Origin of the sequence: Actinomycetospora corticicola (assembly GCF_013409505.1) — a bacterium.
GTDB classification, from domain to species: domain Bacteria; phylum Actinomycetota; class Actinomycetes; order Mycobacteriales; family Pseudonocardiaceae; genus Actinomycetospora; species Actinomycetospora corticicola.
The window spans coordinates 2,271,653-2,288,448 of record NZ_JACCBN010000001.1; the positions used below are offsets into that span (position 1 = coordinate 2,271,653).

A 16,796-nucleotide genomic window follows, 5' to 3' on the forward strand; every position below is an offset into this window, starting at 1 on the left:
CGGATCCCCGACCTTCGACCCGTTGCTTTCCGCCGTGACTCCGATCACGATCGACCGCGATCACATCGTGGCCTGGACATCGTGGCGATCATCTCGGCGGGGAGCACCGGTATGGAATCGATCTTGTTGTTCGTGATCGGCATCGCGGTGCTGGTGTTCAGTGCGGAGAAGTTGATCGGCTATCTCGTCGGGGTGGCGAGTCGCTGGACGATCTCGCTGTTCCTCATCGCCGTGATCTTCACGGGGATCGAATTCGACGACCTCGCGTTCGGGATCGTGCTGAACCTGGAGGATCTGAGCAACGTCGCCCTCGGCACGGTGATCGGGACGACGGTGGCGATGACGGGCGTCGTGCTCGCGATCTCCGCCATCGTCGCCCCGTGCGAGGTCGAGGTCCCGCGCAGTTACCTCGCGCTGTTCGTGCTCGCACCGGTCGTCATGCTCGCGTTCGCCCTCACCGGCTTCTTCACGGTGACGTCGGGGATCGTGCTGCTGGCGGCGTTCGTGGCGTTCGTCGGCTTCGTCGCCTGGCGGGAGTACGCCGCGCGCAAACCGGTGTTCCGCAACGCCGAGGTCTACGAGCAGCTCGAGAAGGTCGGCGCCGGCGTGGGCGGGAGCGGTGGCGCGGTCGCTCTCGGCGACCGGGACGACACCCCGCCCCCGTCGGGCAGCGGCTCCGCGGGCCACGGCTTCACGCTCCCGCCCGACCTCCGGGTCGACCAGGGCTTCCTCAAGGCGCGGGCGCACTCCCCCGGGGTCGGCCTCGGGCTCGCCGTGCTCGCGCTCGTGGGCCTCGTCATCGGGGCCGTCGCCGCGGGCCAGGCCACGGAGGGGGTCATCGAGACCCTCGGGATCGAGGGCACCGTCTTCGGTGTCACCATCGCGACGCTGGCCCTCTCGCTCGAGGACATCTTCCTCACCGCCGAGCCGCAGCGCCGGGGCGCCCCGGAGATCGCGGTCGCCAACGTCATCGGCAGCGTCGTGTTCTCCGTGACCGGCAAGCTCGGCGTCATCCTGCTCACGGGCGGCGCGATCGCGGTCGACGAGGACGTGGTGGCCTGGCACCTGCCGGTCCTCATCGTCATGACGGCGATCGCGGCGGGCTTCCTCGCCACCGGGCGGCTGCGCCGCTGGCACGGCGTGGTGCTGCTCGCCCTGTACGTCGCCTACTTCGTGGTGAGCCTCGTGGCCTTCGGCGGCGTGCCGATGGACGACTAGGTGGCTTCGCCGGGTGAGCAGAAAGTGGGGCTATAGCCCCACTTTCTGCTCACCTGCGAAGCACCTACGCGTGCGGGCGCGCCACCAGCGGCAGCTCGACCGGCCGGGACTCCTCGTTGGCCTCCGCCACGGCCGCCTCGACGATCCCGTGGTCGGGCGCGAGGTGGCAGACCGGGTCGGTGCGGGTGGCGTCGCCGGTGAGCGCGAACGCCTGGCAGCGGCAGCCGCCGAGGTCGATCTCCCGGCGGTCGCAGGACCGGCAGGGGTCCTGCATCCAGTCGGTGCCGCGGTAGGCCGAGAACATCGGCGAGTCCCGCCAGATCCAGGACAGCGCGTGCTCGCGCACGTTCGCCGCCGGCAGCGGCAGGTCGTGCGCCGCGAGGCACGGCAGGGAGTTGCCGTTCGGGACGACGACGAGCTGACGTGCGCCCCAGCCGCCCATGCAGGGCTTCGGGTACGTCGCGTAGTAGTCCGGGATCACGTAGATGATCTCCATGCGCCCGCGCAGCCGTTCCTTCGCCTCGCGGACCACCACCTCGGCCGCCGCCAGCTGCTCGCGTGAGGGCAGCAGCGACGCCCGGTTCACCGCCGCCCAGCCGTAGTACTGGGTGTTGGCCAGCTCGATCCGGTCGGCCTCCAGGTCCTCCGCCGCGGCGAGCACCTCGGCCACGCGGTCGATGTTCTGTCGGTGCAGGACGACGTTGAGCGTCAGCGGCCAGCCCAGCTCCCGCACCCGTCGCGCGGCCTCGATCTTGCGGGCGAACGACGGCGAGCCCGCGATCCGGTCGGACAGCGCCGGCTCGTCGGCCTGCAGCGACACCTGCACGTGGTCGAGCCCGGCGTCGTGCAGCTCGGCGGCCCGGGCCGCCGAGAAGCCGAGCGCGCTCGTGACGAGGTTGGTGTAGAGCCCCTGCTCCGAGGCGGTCCGGACGAGGTCCGCGAGGTCCCGGCGCAGCAGCGGTTCACCGCCGGAGAGGTGGCACTGCAGCGCGCCCAGGTCGGCGGCCTCGGTGATCACCCGCTGCCACTCCTCGGTGGTCAGCTCCTCGCGGTACGCCGAGAGTTCCACCGGGTTCGAGCAGTACGCACACGCCAGCGGGCAGCGGTAGGTCAGCTCCGCGAGCAGCCCGAGGGGACCTTCCACCATGGTCGAGCTCCGCTCCGCTGCGTCTCCGGCCACATCAGCCATCGATGATCTCCAGGTGTCGGCGCTCCGCGAGCTTCGCGAGGTAGGCCACGACCTGCCCCTCGGGGACGTCCCCGTACTGCTCGCGCAGCGCCTCGACGATGTCGGCCACCGTCCGGACCCCGTCGCACAGCTCGAGGATCGCGGTCCCGGTGGCGTTGAGGACGACCACGGTCTCCGGCAGCAGCAGCACGTGCCGTTCCCGCGCGCGGTCGTACCGGAACTTCACCCCGCGCCCCAACCGGGGCACGCCCGTCGTCGCGAAGGGGACCCCGGTCGATGGTCCAGCTCCGCTGCGCTGTGTGTCCGTCACGCCGGGTACGCCGCGTCGATCGCGTCCATCATCGACCAGAGCACGTCGTTCTTGAACGCGAGCGCGTCGTACGCCGCCTGCTCGAGCTCCGGGGTGCGGCAGTGCTCGAGCACCACCTCCAGGGCGTGCTCGGAGTCGCGCGGGGCCTGGTGCAGCCGGTTGCGGAAGTACTGCAGGCCCGCCGGGTCGATCCACGTGTAGTACTTCTCGAACGCGGCGAGGCGGGTCGCCATGAGGTCGGGGGCGAACAGCTCGGTCAACGAGGACGCCACCGCGACCGGCCACGGCTTCGTCCGCGCGAAGGTGATGTACGCGTCCACCGCGAACCGCACCCCGGGCCGCAGGTGCACGTGCGAGGTCATCTCCTCGCGCGGCACCCCGCACGCCTCCCCCAGCCGGAGCCAGGCCTCGATCCCGCCCGGGTCGTCGCCGACGCCGTCGTGGTCGGTGATCCGCCGGATCCAGCGCCGCCGCACCGTCACGTCCGGGCAGTTCGACAGGATCGCCGCGTCCTTGATCGGGATGGCCTCCTGGTAGGCGAAGCGGTTCGCCACCCACCCGCGGATCTGCGCCGGGGAGAGCTCGCCGTCGTTCATGCGCACGTGGAACGGGTGCGCCGCGTGGTACCGGGAGGCCTGCGAGCGCAGGCGCTCGGTCAACGTCGTCTCCACCACTGCGGTCATGCCGAGATCTCCGTCCCGTCGGTCCCGATCTCCACCCCGGCCTTCCCGACGACGGGGCGCTCGGCCGCGTCGGGCAGGAGGATCGGGTTCGAGTTGTTGACGTGCACCAGCACCACGCGCGGCACGCCGAGGTCGGCGAACGCGTCGAGCGACCACTCCAGCGCGACGTGCCCCATGTCCGCCGCGGTCTTGCGGCCGAGCCCGAGCCGGACGAGCTCGTCGTCGTGGAAGCAGGTCCCGTCCACGAGCAGTACGTCGGCGCCCGCGCAGGCCGCCCGCAGCGGCGCCAGGTCGGCCACGCCGGGGGCGTACACGACGACGCCGCCCGTGCGCCGGTCGTGGAACCGGTAGCCGACGACGCGACCCTCCTCGGGACCCGACGTCGGGAAGCGGGGCGTCTTGCCCGTGGGCAGGTCGAACGCGGTGTAGCTGAGGTCGTCGGTGAGCGCGTGCTCGACCCCGATCCCCACCTCCACCACCGTGACCGGGCAATAGGCCTCCAGCGTCGTCAGGAAGCCCGTGCCCTCCCGCAGGACCGCCTCGGAGGCGGCCGTCGCGTGCACCGTCACCCCGGCACCCTCGCGCAGGATGAGCAGGCCGAGCGTGTGGTCGATCTCCGCGTCGGTCAGCAGGATCGCCTCGACCGGGTTGCGCCGGGTCGCCCCCGGGTGCAGGTCGGGGGCCGCGGTGAGCTGCTGGCGGACGTCGGGCGAGGCGTTGACGAGAAAGGCACGAGCACCGGCGGGTCCGTCGTCGACGACGGCGATCGAGGACTGGGTGCGCGGCTCGACGGTGCCCGTGCGGGCGGCCGTGCAGCCGGCGCAGGAGCAGTTCCACTGCGGGAGCCCGCCGCCGGCGGACGACCCGAGGACGCGGACCTTCACCAGAACTTGATCCCGACGGACTTGAGGCGGCGCTTGTGCAGCTGCTCCACCTTCTCGATGTCCTGACGGTCGATGAGCTCGCCCCAGGCGTTCGCGGCCTTCATGCCCTGCTGGAGCAGCTCCTCCATCTCGTCGGAGACGACGTCGGCGCTCTGGATGACGCGCGAGCCGAAGCCGATGTGCCAGCGCTCGTCGCGCAGCACCAGCTCCATGCCCTTGTGTACCCCGGGCATGCCCACCGAGCAGCGGTCGAGGGCGGCCAGCAGCGCGTGCTGCCCGGCCGTGAGGACCACACCCTCGAGGATCATGTGGTAGAGGCTGACCGCCGCGGTCAGGTCCTTCTCGCCGGCCGCGAGGTCCTCGGCGAGGGTGGGCAGCCGCTCCTCGAACAGTTCGAGCAGCTCCGGGCTCACCCGCTCGCGCAGGACGTCGAGCCGCTCGGCGAGGTTCTCCCCGGGGATGCCGACGACCTCGCCGGCGACGCGGTCGAAGAAGCGGGCGTGCCGGGCCTCGTCGCGTGCCTGGGCGCGGAAGCAGCCGGCCATGGAGTCGTCGGTGGTGGCCCGGTCCTCGAAGGAGCCGAGGTGCGTGGCGACCGCCATCTCGCCGACGCAGAACCCGGCGATCAGGCCGAGCACACGGTCGCGCTCCTCGCTCTCGAGCTTCGACCACGCCTCGACGTCGCCGGTCAGGTCGATGGCCTGCTCGTCCCACTGCAGCGACTCGGCGAGTTGGACGAAGTGTCCGTACCCGGTGATCATAGATCGAGATCCTCTCCCGGTTGCACCTCGCGGAAATCCGCCTTCTCGGCGCCGCAGATCGGGCACATCCAGTCGTCGGGAATGTCCTCGAAGGGCGTCCCGGGCGGGATGCCGCTGTCGGGGTCACCCTCCTCCGGATCATAGATGAGTCCGCACATCTCGCAGATCCACTTGCTGGCCACGGGCGGCGCACTCATCGGTTTCCCCGTTTCTCGCTGTATACGCCGACCAGGGGCGTCGGATTCCTCCGACGCCCCTGGCGGGCATTACTCGATCAGTCGTCCATCTGGGCGACGTACATCGTCACCTCAGGGGCGACACCGATTTCGGTGAACTCCGGGGTCTCCCACGTCATGTCAGACCTCCCTTCCTCGAATTCGGTCCATCAATCGTCCCTCGGACTCAGTCCTCGGGCAGTGCGAAACAGAACAGCGCGTCACCCGCGGAGGCGCCGAGCAGGCCGGGCAGGAAGCCCTCGACCCAGCCGCCCCAGCCGGTCGGCACGGCCACGTACTGCCGCCCGTCGACCTCGAAGGTGATCGGGCTCGAGTGGTGTCCGCTACCGCACTGGAACTGCCACAGCTTCTCGCCGGTGGACGCGTCGAGGGCGACGAACTCGCCGCTCGGCGTGCCCTGGAAGACGAGCCCGCCCGCGGTCGTCACGTTCGACGCGCACATCGGGTACTCGTGGTTCCAGCGCCACTTCTCCTCGCCGGTCAGCGGGTCGACCGCGCTGACGAAGCCGTAGTGGTCGTCGAGGTCGACGGCCACGCCGGCCCCCCAGTAGGGGATCGACTCCTTGAACTCGCGGCGACGGCGGGTCGCCGTCGCCCCGACCTCCTGGACCGGGATGTAGATCAACCCGGTCTCCGGGTTGTACGACATGTGGGTCCACTCCTTGCCGCCGGCCGGGCCGGGCCAGAAGTGGACGGGGACGCCCTCCTCGTCGGGGTAGATCTTCGGCGTCACCTTGCCGTCGGCGCTGATCTCGCCCCAGGTGATGCGGTCGACGAACGGGAAGACCCGCACGAGCTCGCCGTTGCTGCGGTCGAGGACGAAGAAGTAGCCGTTCTTGTCCGCGTGGGCGAGCAGCTTGCGCCCGTCCGGAGCGTCGAAGAGGACGTTCTCCATCGTCGAGTCGTAGTCCCACAGGTCGTGGGGCGTGAACTGGTAGTGCCAGCGGATCTCGCCGGTGTTCACGTCGATCGCGACGGTCGAATCGGTGTAGAGGTTGTCGCCCGGGCGCACCCCGCCGTCGAAGTCCGGCGCCGGGTTGCCCGTCCCCTGGTACAGGAGCTCGAGGTCCGGGTCGTAGGTCGGGGTGATCCAGCAGTTCGCGCCACCGCGCTGCCAGGCCTCGCCGTCGTCCGGCCAGGTCTCCGAGCCGGGCTCGCCGGGCTTCGGCACCGTGTAGCAGCGCCAGCGGCGCTCGCCGGTCTGGGCGTCGAAGGCGTCGAGGTGCCCGCGGACACCGAACTCGCCGCCGGCGCTGCCCACGACGACCATGTCCTTGACGATCAGCGGGGCGGCCGAGCCGCTCTCGCCGGCCCGGACGTCACCGTTGGTGGTGTCCCAGACCTTCTCGCCGGTGGTCGCGTCGAGCGCGATGAGGTGGGCGTTGAGGGTGTACATGTACACCTTGCCGTGGCCCACGGCGACGCCGCGGTTGACGTTGCCGCAGCACAGCGAGGTGTCGAACGGCGAGGCGTGCTTGTACCGCCAGAGCTCGTCGCCGGTCTTCGGGTCGATGGCCCAGACCTTGCCGTCGGGGCCGGAGACGTACATGACCCCGTCGACCACGAGCGGGGTGGCCTCGAACGAGTAGGTCGAGGCACCGGAGTGCATGCCGGTCGAGCCCGCCTGGAAGACCCAGGCCGGGGTGAGTCGGCGGACGTTGTCCTTGGTGATCTGGTTCAGCGTCGAGTAGCGCTGTCCGTCGTAGGTGCCGTAGTAGGTGAGCCAGTTCTCCGGCTCCGACCGGGCACCCTGGATGCGCTCGTAGTCGACGTTGCGTGTCGCGGGCGCCTCGCCCTTGACGTTGGACAGTGTGCGGTGGGCGACGGCCTCGCCGGCGTCGACGTAGTCGGTCATGGTGTGCTCCTCTCGCGGGTCAGGGACGGGGCTGGGCCGGGCGGTCGAGCTTGGCCGAGTCCGGCACCTCGCCACCCATGACCAGGGCGGCGGTCAGGCCGCGGCCCTCGTCGTTGCCGGTGGTGGAGCCGTACCAGTAGGCCCCGGGACCGTCGAGGTTCAGCCGCGCCGTCCCCTTCGAGTGGTTGACGAGCCAGATGATCTTCGGGTCACCGTTGTGCGGCAGGAGCGCGCAGTGGGTGTTCTTGTCGTCGTTGATCAGCGTCAGCTCGATGTCCCCGCCGTGCGGGAACACGATGATGCTGGGGTCGAAGATCAGCTGGTCCTCGGGGATGCGGACGGTGGCGCGCATGACGCCGTCCTCGCCCTCCTCGGCGTAGCCGACGTTGCCGGTACCGAGCATGCGCCCCAGCGTCGTGCGGTTCTGTCCGTCCAGTCCCGCTGCATGGAGCTCCTGGGCCCGATCGTCTGCCGTGGCCGTCATCGGCCGTCCCCTCCTCGTCACGACTGCACTGGTCCTCCCCGCGCCGGAACGGCGCGGCGGAGATGTCGGGCGGCGTCGAACGGGGCGGGCCGGGAGGGCCCGCCGACCGTGTGCCTGCGCAGGGTCCCGGGAAGTGCGCACACGATGCCGCCACGCGGTCGATCGACCGCTCGGCCGACGTCGTCGGCCTGTGGGCGGCAGGACACGCCGTGGATGTCGACGACTGCACGTGGTCAGTCGCCGAGCGGTGTGTGCTGAGCCACTTCCGACCATAGATACCGAGCCGGACGACGGCAAGTGGATCGTGCTCGACCCGAAGATCTCGATCACGGCGAGCCCCTCGTCGCCGGGCGGGCGAGGCCCTAGAGTCGCGGTCGACGGGTCGACGAGGACCGCCGTCACGGTCCGGTGGGAGGCCGAACGACGTGCCCAGGTTCGGGATGCCGGAAGCCCTGTCGGAACTCATCGGCACGGACGGCCTGGCCGACAGCGTCGAGCTGAAGGCGCTGCTCGCCTGCCCCGCCGGCCCGGCGGCCGAGGCCCTGACCGGTCGGGCCGCGCCGACCTGGAGCACCCGGCGCAGCTACCTCGTCGACACCCCCGCGCTCGACCTCCTGCGGGTCGGCGTCGAGGTCCGGCTGCGCCGACGGACCCGCGGTCGCTACGACCTCGCGGTCTCGGCCCGGCGCGGGGGCTCCACGGCGCACCGGGGCACCCCCCGCGGCGGTCGGGTCGAGCTCGACGTCGTGCCCGGCGGGCTGTGGCTCGACGTCGAGGTCCGCGCCGAGGTGGATCCGGAGGCGGCGGCGCGGGCGATCGAGGGCGCGGTGGCGGGCGTGGACCTGCTCTCCGCCGCCCAGCGCGCCTGGGCCTGCCGCGGCGGGGCCGGCCCCGTGGACGACCGCCGGCTGCGCGACCTGCGGGTGCACGGCCCGCTCGTCGTCAGCCGCGTCAAGGTGGCCGCGGCCCGGTGGGGCCTGCGGCGCGCCGACCTCGAGCACTTCCGGTTCCCCAGTGGCCGGGAGCTGGTGGAGCTCTCCACGCACTGCGGCCCGCGCGAGGTCGCGGAGACCGTCCCGGCCTTCGAGCGGATGCTCGACGAGCAGCACGTCGTGTGCGCGTCGGCCTACCGACCGCGCACCGCGGTCTGGCACGACGAGCTCGACCCGGCGCGTCGGCGGAACTGACCGTCACGACGACGGGTCGGGACCGTCCTCGACGGCCGTCACCGTGCCGAGCAGCGCCTCGCACGCGGCGGCCAGCACGGTGGCGGCGTCCCGGACGTCCCGCGCGGTGCCCGGGTGGCCGGCCAGCCGGGCCCAGGCGGTGCGCTGCTTGCGGGCGAGCCGGGCGAGCTCGAACCGGTCGGCCGCGCGGTCGACGCCGAGCCGGGTCGCGGGGTCGCCGCCGCGCAGCAGCCGGGCCGCGGCGTCCCGGCGGCCGGGTGGGAGGGCGACCCGACCGGCGTCGAGGTCGTCGGCGAGCGCCTGCTCCGCGAGCTCGCGGGCGCCCGCCGCCCGGACCCGTTCGAGCTCCACGGCGAGCCGGCGCGTCCAGGGCCGCCCGGGCGCCGCCGCCACGAGGCCGTCCGCCGCGTCCAGCGCCGCGAGGGCCCGACGACGGGCCGCCACGGGACGGCAGCGGGCCACCAGCACCGTCGCCAGCCGGCCGAGGTTCGTCCCGCCGAGGGCACCGGGACCGGGCAGCGCGACCCGGACGACGCCGGTGAGCGGGTCCTCCGCCGACACCGAGACCGCGGGCACCACCCGGGCCCCGACGGTGGGCACGGCGGCGAGCCAGTCCGGGACGCGGGTCCCGGTGTCGTCCTCGGCCAGCAGCACCAGCGCGTCGACGACCTCGTCGGGGGCGAGCGGGCCGAGCGCGGCGCGGCCCGCCAGGTCGACGACGGCGGCGGGCCGCTCGACCACCCCGGCGAGCGCGGCCGCGACGGCGGCGCCGTCCCGGGGCGTCGGGCCGGCGACCCCGTACCGCCAGGGGTCGCCGAGCGCGACGGCCAGGGCGGCGACCCGCTCCGCCGCGGGATCGCCGACCGGGACCTCCTCCAGGGTCCGGCGCAGCACGGACTGGGTCTGCGCGAACAACGGCGACCCGGGGTCGGGCAGGGGCGGGCCCACCGGGCCGACCGGGCGGCGTGGTCCGGTCCCGAGCGTCGGGACGACGGCAGGCAGGCGCGGGTCGGGGGCCTGCGGGACCTGCGGGGCCGCCGGGGTCCGGACCGGACCCACCTGCCGGGTGGCCTCCTCGACGAGGGCCCGCGCGCGGACCGCGATCCGCTCGCGGGTGGCGTCCGACCCGCCGTCGGGACCGGGACCGGCGACGAGGGCGGGGACGAGCCCGGTCGCGGCGTCGGTCGACGGGGGCCCGGGCTCCGACGGGGTGGTCCCGACCGGGATCTCGGCCCGGACGACGGTCCCCTCGCCCGGCGCGGAGGTGAGCGTGACGCGTCCCCCGACCCGGGCGAGGCGGGCGTCGAGGTTGCGCAGGCCGCGGCCCGGGCCGTCGCGCTCGACGGTGAAGCCGGGTCCGTCGTCGGCGACCCGCAGGACCAGGACGCCGCCCCGCTCCTCCAGCCGCACCCGGACCGCGGCGCCCCCGGCGTGCTTGCGGGCGTTGTTCACCGCCTCGAGGCACACGAAGTAGGCGGCGGCCTCCACCGCCTCGTCGTGCCGGTGGACGCCGACGGCGTGGAGCGTGACGGACGGGTCGCCGGCGAGGTCGGCCTCGAGGGCGCCGACGAGGCCGAGCCGGGCCAGGGTGGCCGCGGACATCCCGGCGGCGGCCCCGGCCAGCACCGTGCCCGCGGTGTCGAGCTGCTCGCGCAGGACATCCAGGCGCTCGCGGGCGTCCGCGAGGCGACCGGCGCCCACCAGGTGCTCGACCAGGCCGAGGGTGAGCCGGAGCGAGACGAGGTGGTGCTGGGCGCCGTCGTGCAGGTCCCGCTCGAGGCCGCGCCGCTCGGCGTCGGTCTCGGCGACCAGGCGCCGCCGGGCGGCCGCGATCTGCTCGGCCTGGGCGACCCCGGCCCGCAGCTGGCGTTCGAGCTCGACCTCGGTCCGGTGCGCGACGAGGGCCCCCTCCAGGCCGGCCGCCACCTCGGCGACCAGCCGGGTCCGGTCCCCGGCGCCGGCGAGGGCCTCGGCGTCCACGGCGAGCGACCCGATCTCCCGGTCCGCGTGGTGGATCGCGAACGCGACCTCCTCCTCCCCCGCGCCCGGGTCGCGCCAGGCGACGACGCGGTCCCGCAGGCCGTCCCGGTGCACGGTGAGGCGGACGGCGCGGGCACCGAGGGCCCGTCCGACGGCCTCCGGCACGTCGTCGAGACCACCGTCGTCCCGCGCGGCGGACGCGACCCGGGCGAGGACGTCGGCGGGGGTGGCGCGGTTGCCGTGGAGCAGGCGTTCGGCGAGGCGGTCGGCCGCCGCGGAGACCGGGAGCCAGAGCACGGCGACGGCGAGGGTCGCGACGACCCAGCCGGTCACCGATCCGCCGGTGGCCCGGCCGGACAGGGCGGACACGAGGGTGGCGAGCAGGACCGCGAGCCCGCCGAGCCCGACCACGGCGAGCAGCGCGGCGAGGCCGCGGTGCAGGAGACGCTCGGCCGAGCGGGCGCGCCGGGCGGCGAGCACGGCCAGGGCGAGCACCGCGGCGGTGAGCCGGGAGAACCAGAACAGCAGCGCCAGCGGGAGGCCGACGCCGGGGCCGCCGTGCCGGGCGGTCGGGTCGTCGAGGGTGAGACCGGGGCGGCCGAGCAGCGCGAGGACCAGGGTCAGCAGCCCGAGCACCAGCGCCGCGCCGAGGGCGGCCACGAGCACGCTCGTCAGCAGCCGCGCCCGGGCGCGGGCCTCCCGGTCGGGCCCGCGGCGCACGGCCGGTCCGACCGCGGCGAGGCCCAGCAGCGGCACCCCGAACCCGAAGAACACCACGCAGCTCACGGTGTGCGGCAGCAGCGCGGTGCCGAGGCCCGCGAGGAACAGGACCGCGGCGACCACCGGCACCAGCGCCCGCGAGCGGCGCCCGCCGGGCGGGTCGACGACGGTGAGCAGGGCCCCGGCGTAGGCCGCGCCCGCGATGCCGTGCAGCAGGATCTGGTGCAGCTCGCCGATCTCGAGGCCCGTCGCGGCCCGGACGGCGGCGGTGGCCGCGTGGGCCTGCAGGTTGAACGCTCCCGCCGACCCGACCATGGCCAGCGCGAGCAGCCGCGTCGGCCACGCGTCGCCCCCGGAGCGCAGCAGGACCACGGCGACGAGGAGCGAGACCCCGCTCGCGAGGTAGTCGACGACGGCCTGCCCGGAGGGCTCGTCGAGCGCGGCGGGCCCGGCCGGTCCCACCACCGCGACGACGGCGCCCACCGCCAGCCACACCAGCGTCATCGCGGTGACGACGCCGAGCACGACCCGGTACCCGACCCGTGTCGCGGTCCGGCGCGTCACCCCGGAACCGGGCGCGACGGCGGGCGGCAGCGCCACGCCGCCGGTCACCGGGCGTCCGGGAAGAGCTCGACCGGGAGCCGGATCCGCAGGCCCGAGGCGTCGACGTCGAGGGCCCCGCCGAGCGCGGCGAGCCGGTCGGCCTCGTCCGCCAGGGCGCCCGGGTCCACGGTGCCCTCGGCCCCGTCGGCCACGTCGGCCCCGTCGGCACCTTCCGCACCGGATGCCCGGGTGACCTCCACCGTGGCGCGGTCGCCGGCGCGGCCGAGGGTCACCTCGAGCGGGTCGTCCCCCGGGACGGCCGAGAGCACCGCCAGTGCGGCGTAGTAGAGCCCCGACTCCACCTCCCAGGGCAGCCGGTCGGGCAGGCGCCCGGCGAGGTGCACCGGGCGGGGCAGGTCGGCGACGACCTCCTCCAGTGCGGCTCGCAGCCCCTGGTCGCGCAGCACGGCGGGGTGCACGCCGCGGGCGATGACGCGGAAGCGGTCCAGGAGGTCCTCGAGCCGCTCGCGGGCGACGTCGAGATGGTGGCGGGCCAGCTCCGCGGCCTCGGTGCGGTCGTCGTCGGCGGCGTCCGGGGCGAGCCCGTCGTCGAGGACCTCGCCGGCGTCGTCGACGGCCCGACGCAGGGCGACGAGCCGGTCGCCGGTCGCGTCCGCGAGCTCGCCGGCGAGGCGACGGCGCTCGGCCTCCCGCGCCCGTCCGAGCCGGCGTCGGGACTCCCCGGTCTGGCGGGCCAGCTCGGCGACCCGCTCCACGCGGTCGCGTAGTTCCGCCCCGCGTGCGAGGCCGCGCACGAGCAGCCCGGTGGCGTCGGCGACGTCCGCGACCAGGGCGCGGTCGGCCGCGGTGACCGGACGTCCGGGCTTGCCGACGGTGAGCACGGCCCGCAGCCCGGCACCGGACGAGCCGGGAGGTCGGTCGAGGACCGGGTGCGCGTGGTCGACGTCGGGGCGGGCGAGCAGCTGCGCGAGGTCGGCCACCCGCTCCCCCGTGCGGCCGACCAGTCCGTCGCCGCCCGCGAGCCAGACGTCGGCGGACGCGGCCCGGGTGCCCTCGCGCAGCACCGTCGCGAGGGCGGGCAGGGAGGCCGCGTCGCCGGTCGCGGCGGCCAGCACCGCCGACCGTCCGACACCGGACGACCGGCCGCCGTCACCCGGGGCGGCGAGGCCGGTCACCGCGAGCACGGCGGCCGCGAGGCCGACCCCGGCGAACGGGGCGAGGACCGGACCGGCGGCGCCGAGGGCGAGCTCGCCGGCGACGACGGCGAGGAGCAGGCAGATGGCGACGACACCGGCGACGGACAGCGCCCGCAGTCCACCCGTCGTCATGAGGTCCCCGTCCGCCACGCGTGGGCACGGAGCGTAGGCACCGCGCCGGGGGGTCGTCTACGCCTCGCCGCGCTGCGAGCGCAGATAGGTGAGGACGGCGAGGACACGGCGGTTGCTGTCCGTGGCGTCCGCGTGCAGGCCGAACTTGTCGAAGATGCTCGCGATGTGCTTCTCCACGGCCTTGCCGCTGACGAAGAGCTGACCGGCGATCGCCGCGTTGGCGCGCCCCTCGGCCATGAGGCGGAGCACGTCGCGTTCCCGCTCGGACAGCGTGGCCACCACGTCCGCCCGGTCGTTCCGGGGCTTCTCCACCAGCCGCCGTGCCAGCACCGGCTCGATGACGATCTCGCCCTCGGCGATCCGGGTCAGGGTGTCGGACAGGACGTCGACGCTGCCGACCTTCTCCTTGAGCCGGTAGCCGATCCCCTCGGTGCCGATCTCGAGGATGCGCACCAGGTAGTGCGACTCCGCGTAGTGCGACAGGAACAGCAGCCCCGTCCCCGGGTGGCTCGCCCGGAGCCGCTCGGCCGTGACCAGACCCCCGTCCGGCTCGGGCGGCATCCGGATGTCGAGCACCGCCACGTCCACCGGGACGCCCTCCAGGGCGCGCAGCAGCTCGTCCCCGCCGGGCTCGACGGCGACCACCTCGTGCCCGGCCGCCTCGAGCAGCATCACCAGCCCCTGCCGGAACAGGGCCCCGTCCTCGGCCAGCGCTACCCGCACGGGAACCTCCCGACGATCGTGTCCGGTCCGACCCGCACCTCGCCGCCCAGGGGCGTCGCCTCGTCGGCGACCACCGCCGCGAGCCCCGGGTCGGCCCCGGAGATCACGACGACGAGGGTGGTGCCGTCCCGCCGCGCGGTGACGGTCAGCGGTGCGGGGACGGCGGCGAGGACCTCGACGAGCGCGAAGTAGGCGGCGCCCTCCGCGGCCGGGCCGTGCCGCTCGCCGTCGACGTCCACGGTGACGTCGGCGCCGGTGGTCCGGACCCGCTCGAGCAGCGCCGGACCGAGCCCCGCCTCGTGCAGGAGCGGCGGGTAGATCCCGGCGGCGACCGCCCGCAGCTCGTCCAGCGCCGACGCCACCTCCGCCTGCAGCGCCTCGACCTGCTCGCGCGGGGCGTCGAGCACGCCCAGGCGCAGCGCCAGGGAGGAGATGCGCAGCGCGGCCCCGTCGTGCAGGCGGCGCTCCAGCCGACGCCGCCGCTGCCAGTGCTCCCGCCGCCGTTCCCGACGACCGGTGGGGTCCTCCGCCGTCGTCATGGCCACGAGTCTCCGGCGCCCCGACCCACGGCGGGGAGGGGGCGCTCCCTCCCGGCGGGTAGGGCTGACCCCCTTGACGCGGGGTCGCGGTGACGATCCGTGGCGCACGGGGCGACCGTGCCCGAAGTGCTCGCCCGTCCGCACCATCGCTGGTTACGATCCGTCGAGATCGTCGCCCGAGGAGGCCTCCGTGTCCTACGTCCTGGGCGTCGACCTCGGGACGACAACGGTCGCGGCCGCCGCCGGGGACGCCGGGCGGGCGGAGATGGTGGCGCTCGGCGACCGGACGGTGCTCGCCCCCGCCGTGGTGGCCCGCCGGACCGACGGTGCGCTGGTGACCGGGGAGTCGGCCCTGCGGCGTGCCACGACCGAGCCGCACCGGGTCGCGCGGGCGGTCCGCCGACGGCTGGGCGACCCGACCCCGGTCCTGCTGGGCGACGAGTCCGTGGGGCCGACCGATCTGCTGGCCGCCCTGCTGCGCGGGGCGGTCGACCGGGCGACCGGGGTGCAGGGCGACCGGCCGCGCCGTGTGGTGCTGACCCACCCGGCGTCGTGGGGGCCCTACCGCCGCGGACTCCTCGACGACGTCGCCGCGGCGGCCGGGCTCGCGGACGTCGTCACGGTGTGCGACCCCGAGGCCGCCGTGGGCCGGGTCGCCGCCGTGCGCGGCCTGCCGGACGGGGCACCCCACGCGGTCCTCGACCTCGGCGGGACCTCCTGCGAGGCCGCCGTGGTCGACGGCGGGACGCTCGTCGGGGTACCGGTCGCGGTCGAACGGCTCGGGGGTGACGACCTCGACGAGGCGGTCGCCGCCGTGGCCGACGAGGCCTCGGGCGGCCTGCTGGCCGAGCTGGACCCGGAGGACCCGGCCTCGGTCCCGGCGCTCACCCGGTTCCGCGCCGACTGCGTCGCCGCCAAGGAGGCGCTCTCGGTCGACCACGAGGCTGTGGTCGGACTGCTGCTCCCGGGCCGGCACGTCGACGTCACCGTGCGGCGGGCGGCCTTCGAGGCCCGGATCGCCCCGGTGGTCGAACGCGCGGTCGCGGCGCTGCGCCAGGCCCTCGACGCCGCCGAGGTGCGCGCGGACGACCTGGGGGCGGTGCTGCTCGTGGGCGGGTCCGCCCGGGTCCCGCTCGTCGTGCGCGCGGTGCGGACGGCCGTGGCGGCCCCCGTGGTGGTGGAGCCGCACCCCGACCACGTGGTCGCGCTCGGCGCGGTCCGGCTCGGGGCCGCGCGCGGTGTCGCGGCGTCGGCCGCTGGTGGAGAGACGGGCGGGGACGACGGCGGGGAGGGGCGCACGAGCCTGACCCCGCTGCGGCCCCCGATCGAGGACGGCCGGACCACCGCGGTGCGCGTGCCGCCCGCGGCCGGGGCGCGCGGAGCCGGACCACGCGGGCCCGCCGCGCGCGGGGGTGGTCCACGGCCGGGACCCGGTGGTCCCCGTGCGTCGGGTCCAGGACCCGGTCGGTTCCCGCCGACGGGCCCGTTCCCCCCGGCCGGCGCGGTCCCCGGCACCGGCCCGTTCCCCGGCCCCTTCTCCGGGTCCGGCCCGTTCCCGCCGAGCGGGCCGTTCCGGGCGGCCGGGCCGCCTCCCGGCCGGCCCGCCCGCCCCGGGGCACCGGTCGGTCCGCCGGGTCCCGGAGGCCGTCCGACCGGCCCTCCCCCGCCGTCGGCCCCGGGGTCGTCGGCCCCGGAATCGTCGGCTCCCGGGTCGGGCGGGCGGTCCGGACGCGGACGGACCGTGCTGCTCGTGCTCGTCGTCGTCCTCGTGGTGGCGGCCCTGGTGGTCGGCGGCGTCCTGCTCCTGGGGGGTTGAGGCCACTCGGACGGTGGGTCCGCCCCGCCGTGGGGCAACCCCGGCGCGCCCCAGGCTTCTCCTCATCACCGACGAACCGAGGAGCCCACCGTGACCGTCACCCTCGACACCGCTGCCGCCGCCCTCCCCGCCCGCGACCGCGCCGTCCTCGCGGCCCTCGCCGCCGGCCGGGGCACCGTCGTCGGCGACCGCATCATCGTCGACGGCCTCCCGCTGGCCGACCAGTTCGTCGCCGCCCGGCTGCGCGCGGCGGGGCTGCTGGACGCGTCCGGCCGCGCCGCCTGATCCCCGCGGCCACTCCCGGCCGCCGTGCGTTCCC

At 75.1% G+C, this 16,796-nt stretch carries 17 protein-coding genes; 4 read left to right on the forward strand and 13 right to left on the reverse strand.

Annotated features, from left to right (window positions below):
• The first annotated feature begins 111 nt into the window (after positions 1-111).
• On the forward strand, positions 112-1,218 hold the full coding sequence (locus tag BJ983_RS10915) for a sodium:calcium antiporter (protein ID WP_179793816.1): 1,107 nt from the start codon (positions 112-114) through the stop codon (positions 1,216-1,218).
• A 64-nt stretch (positions 1,219-1,282) separates the two neighbouring features.
• On the opposite strand, the gene pqqE is transcribed toward BJ983_RS10915, so the two are convergent.
• The 9 genes from pqqE to BJ983_RS10960 form a co-directional block, all read right to left on the reverse strand.
• Positions 1,283-2,365, reverse strand: coding sequence for a pyrroloquinoline quinone biosynthesis protein PqqE (pqqE, locus tag BJ983_RS10920; protein WP_179793817.1), 1,083 nt, complete (start codon positions 2,363-2,365; stop codon positions 1,283-1,285).
• Between the two features lie 34 nt (positions 2,366-2,399).
• Positions 2,400-2,717: a pyrroloquinoline quinone biosynthesis peptide chaperone PqqD gene (gene pqqD / locus BJ983_RS10925; protein WP_425484750.1), complete on the reverse strand. Its 318-nt coding sequence runs from the start codon at positions 2,715-2,717 to the stop codon at positions 2,400-2,402.
• Positions 2,714-3,400 (reverse strand): pyrroloquinoline-quinone synthase PqqC, encoded by a 687-nt coding sequence (gene pqqC / locus BJ983_RS10930; RefSeq protein ID WP_179793818.1) that lies wholly within the window; start codon positions 3,398-3,400, stop codon positions 2,714-2,716. Before pqqC ends, pqqD begins: the two co-directional genes overlap by 4 nt.
• Complete coding sequence (pqqB, locus tag BJ983_RS10935; RefSeq protein WP_179793819.1) at positions 3,397-4,284, reverse strand: pyrroloquinoline quinone biosynthesis protein PqqB; 888 nt, start codon at positions 4,282-4,284, stop codon at positions 3,397-3,399. The genes pqqC and pqqB overlap by 4 nt, the downstream gene beginning before the upstream one ends.
• Positions 4,281-5,045 carry a ribonucleotide-diphosphate reductase subunit beta gene (locus BJ983_RS10940; protein ID WP_179793820.1) on the reverse strand — a complete coding sequence of 255 codons (765 nt, stop codon included), beginning with the start codon at positions 5,043-5,045 and terminating at the stop codon, positions 4,281-4,283. Before BJ983_RS10940 ends, pqqB begins: the two co-directional genes overlap by 4 nt.
• Positions 5,042-5,227: a rubredoxin gene (rd, locus tag BJ983_RS10945; RefSeq protein ID WP_343054021.1), complete on the reverse strand. Its 186-nt coding sequence runs from the start codon at positions 5,225-5,227 to the stop codon at positions 5,042-5,044. The genes BJ983_RS10940 and rd overlap by 4 nt, the downstream gene beginning before the upstream one ends.
• Before the next feature lie 92 nt (positions 5,228-5,319).
• On the reverse strand, positions 5,320-5,400 hold the full coding sequence (gene pqqA / locus BJ983_RS10950) for a pyrroloquinoline quinone precursor peptide PqqA (RefSeq protein ID WP_179797660.1): 81 nt from the start codon (positions 5,398-5,400) through the stop codon (positions 5,320-5,322).
• Between the two features lie 47 nt (positions 5,401-5,447).
• Entirely contained in the window at positions 5,448-7,136 is a 1,689-nt protein-coding gene (locus BJ983_RS10955; protein WP_179793821.1) for a PQQ-dependent dehydrogenase, methanol/ethanol family, read from the reverse strand.
• A 19-nt stretch (positions 7,137-7,155) separates the two neighbouring features.
• Complete coding sequence (locus BJ983_RS10960) at positions 7,156-7,620, reverse strand: MSMEG_3727 family PQQ-associated protein (RefSeq protein WP_179793822.1); 465 nt, start codon at positions 7,618-7,620, stop codon at positions 7,156-7,158.
• A gap of 440 nt (positions 7,621-8,060) precedes the next feature.
• Here BJ983_RS10960 and BJ983_RS10965 point away from each other — a divergent pair, with 440 nt between their 5' ends.
• The gene (locus BJ983_RS10965; protein WP_179793823.1) at positions 8,061-8,807 is read left to right on the forward strand and encodes a hypothetical protein; all 747 of its coding nucleotides are present in this window, start codon (positions 8,061-8,063) and stop codon (positions 8,805-8,807) included.
• A gap of 3 nt (positions 8,808-8,810) precedes the next feature.
• Here BJ983_RS10965 and BJ983_RS10970 read toward each other — a convergent pair whose 3' ends face one another.
• Genes BJ983_RS10970 through BJ983_RS10985 form a run of 4 tightly spaced genes read right to left on the reverse strand, consistent with a single transcriptional unit; the run spans position 8,811 to position 14,661 of the window.
• Complete coding sequence (locus BJ983_RS10970) at positions 8,811-12,119, reverse strand: ATP-binding protein (RefSeq protein ID WP_179793824.1); 3,309 nt, start codon at positions 12,117-12,119, stop codon at positions 8,811-8,813.
• Entirely contained in the window at positions 12,116-13,417 is a 1,302-nt protein-coding gene (locus BJ983_RS10975; protein WP_179793825.1) for a hypothetical protein, read from the reverse strand. The genes BJ983_RS10970 and BJ983_RS10975 overlap by 4 nt, the downstream gene beginning before the upstream one ends.
• A 39-nt stretch (positions 13,418-13,456) precedes the next feature.
• Entirely contained in the window at positions 13,457-14,122 is a 666-nt protein-coding gene (locus BJ983_RS10980; RefSeq protein WP_179793826.1) for a LuxR C-terminal-related transcriptional regulator, read from the reverse strand.
• Positions 14,113-14,661 carry a histidine kinase gene (locus BJ983_RS10985; RefSeq protein ID WP_179793827.1) on the reverse strand — a complete coding sequence of 183 codons (549 nt, stop codon included), beginning with the start codon at positions 14,659-14,661 and terminating at the stop codon, positions 14,113-14,115. The genes BJ983_RS10980 and BJ983_RS10985 overlap by 10 nt, the downstream gene beginning before the upstream one ends.
• A 190-nt stretch (positions 14,662-14,851) precedes the next feature.
• Between BJ983_RS10985 and BJ983_RS10990 the strand changes: the two genes are divergently transcribed.
• Positions 14,852-16,477 carry an Hsp70 family protein gene (locus BJ983_RS10990; protein WP_179793828.1) on the forward strand — a complete coding sequence of 542 codons (1,626 nt, stop codon included), beginning with the start codon at positions 14,852-14,854 and terminating at the stop codon, positions 16,475-16,477.
• A gap of 90 nt (positions 16,478-16,567) precedes the next feature.
• Positions 16,568-16,762 (forward strand): hypothetical protein, encoded by a 195-nt coding sequence (locus BJ983_RS10995; protein WP_179793829.1) that lies wholly within the window; start codon positions 16,568-16,570, stop codon positions 16,760-16,762.
• The last annotated feature ends 34 nt before the right edge of the window (positions 16,763-16,796 follow it).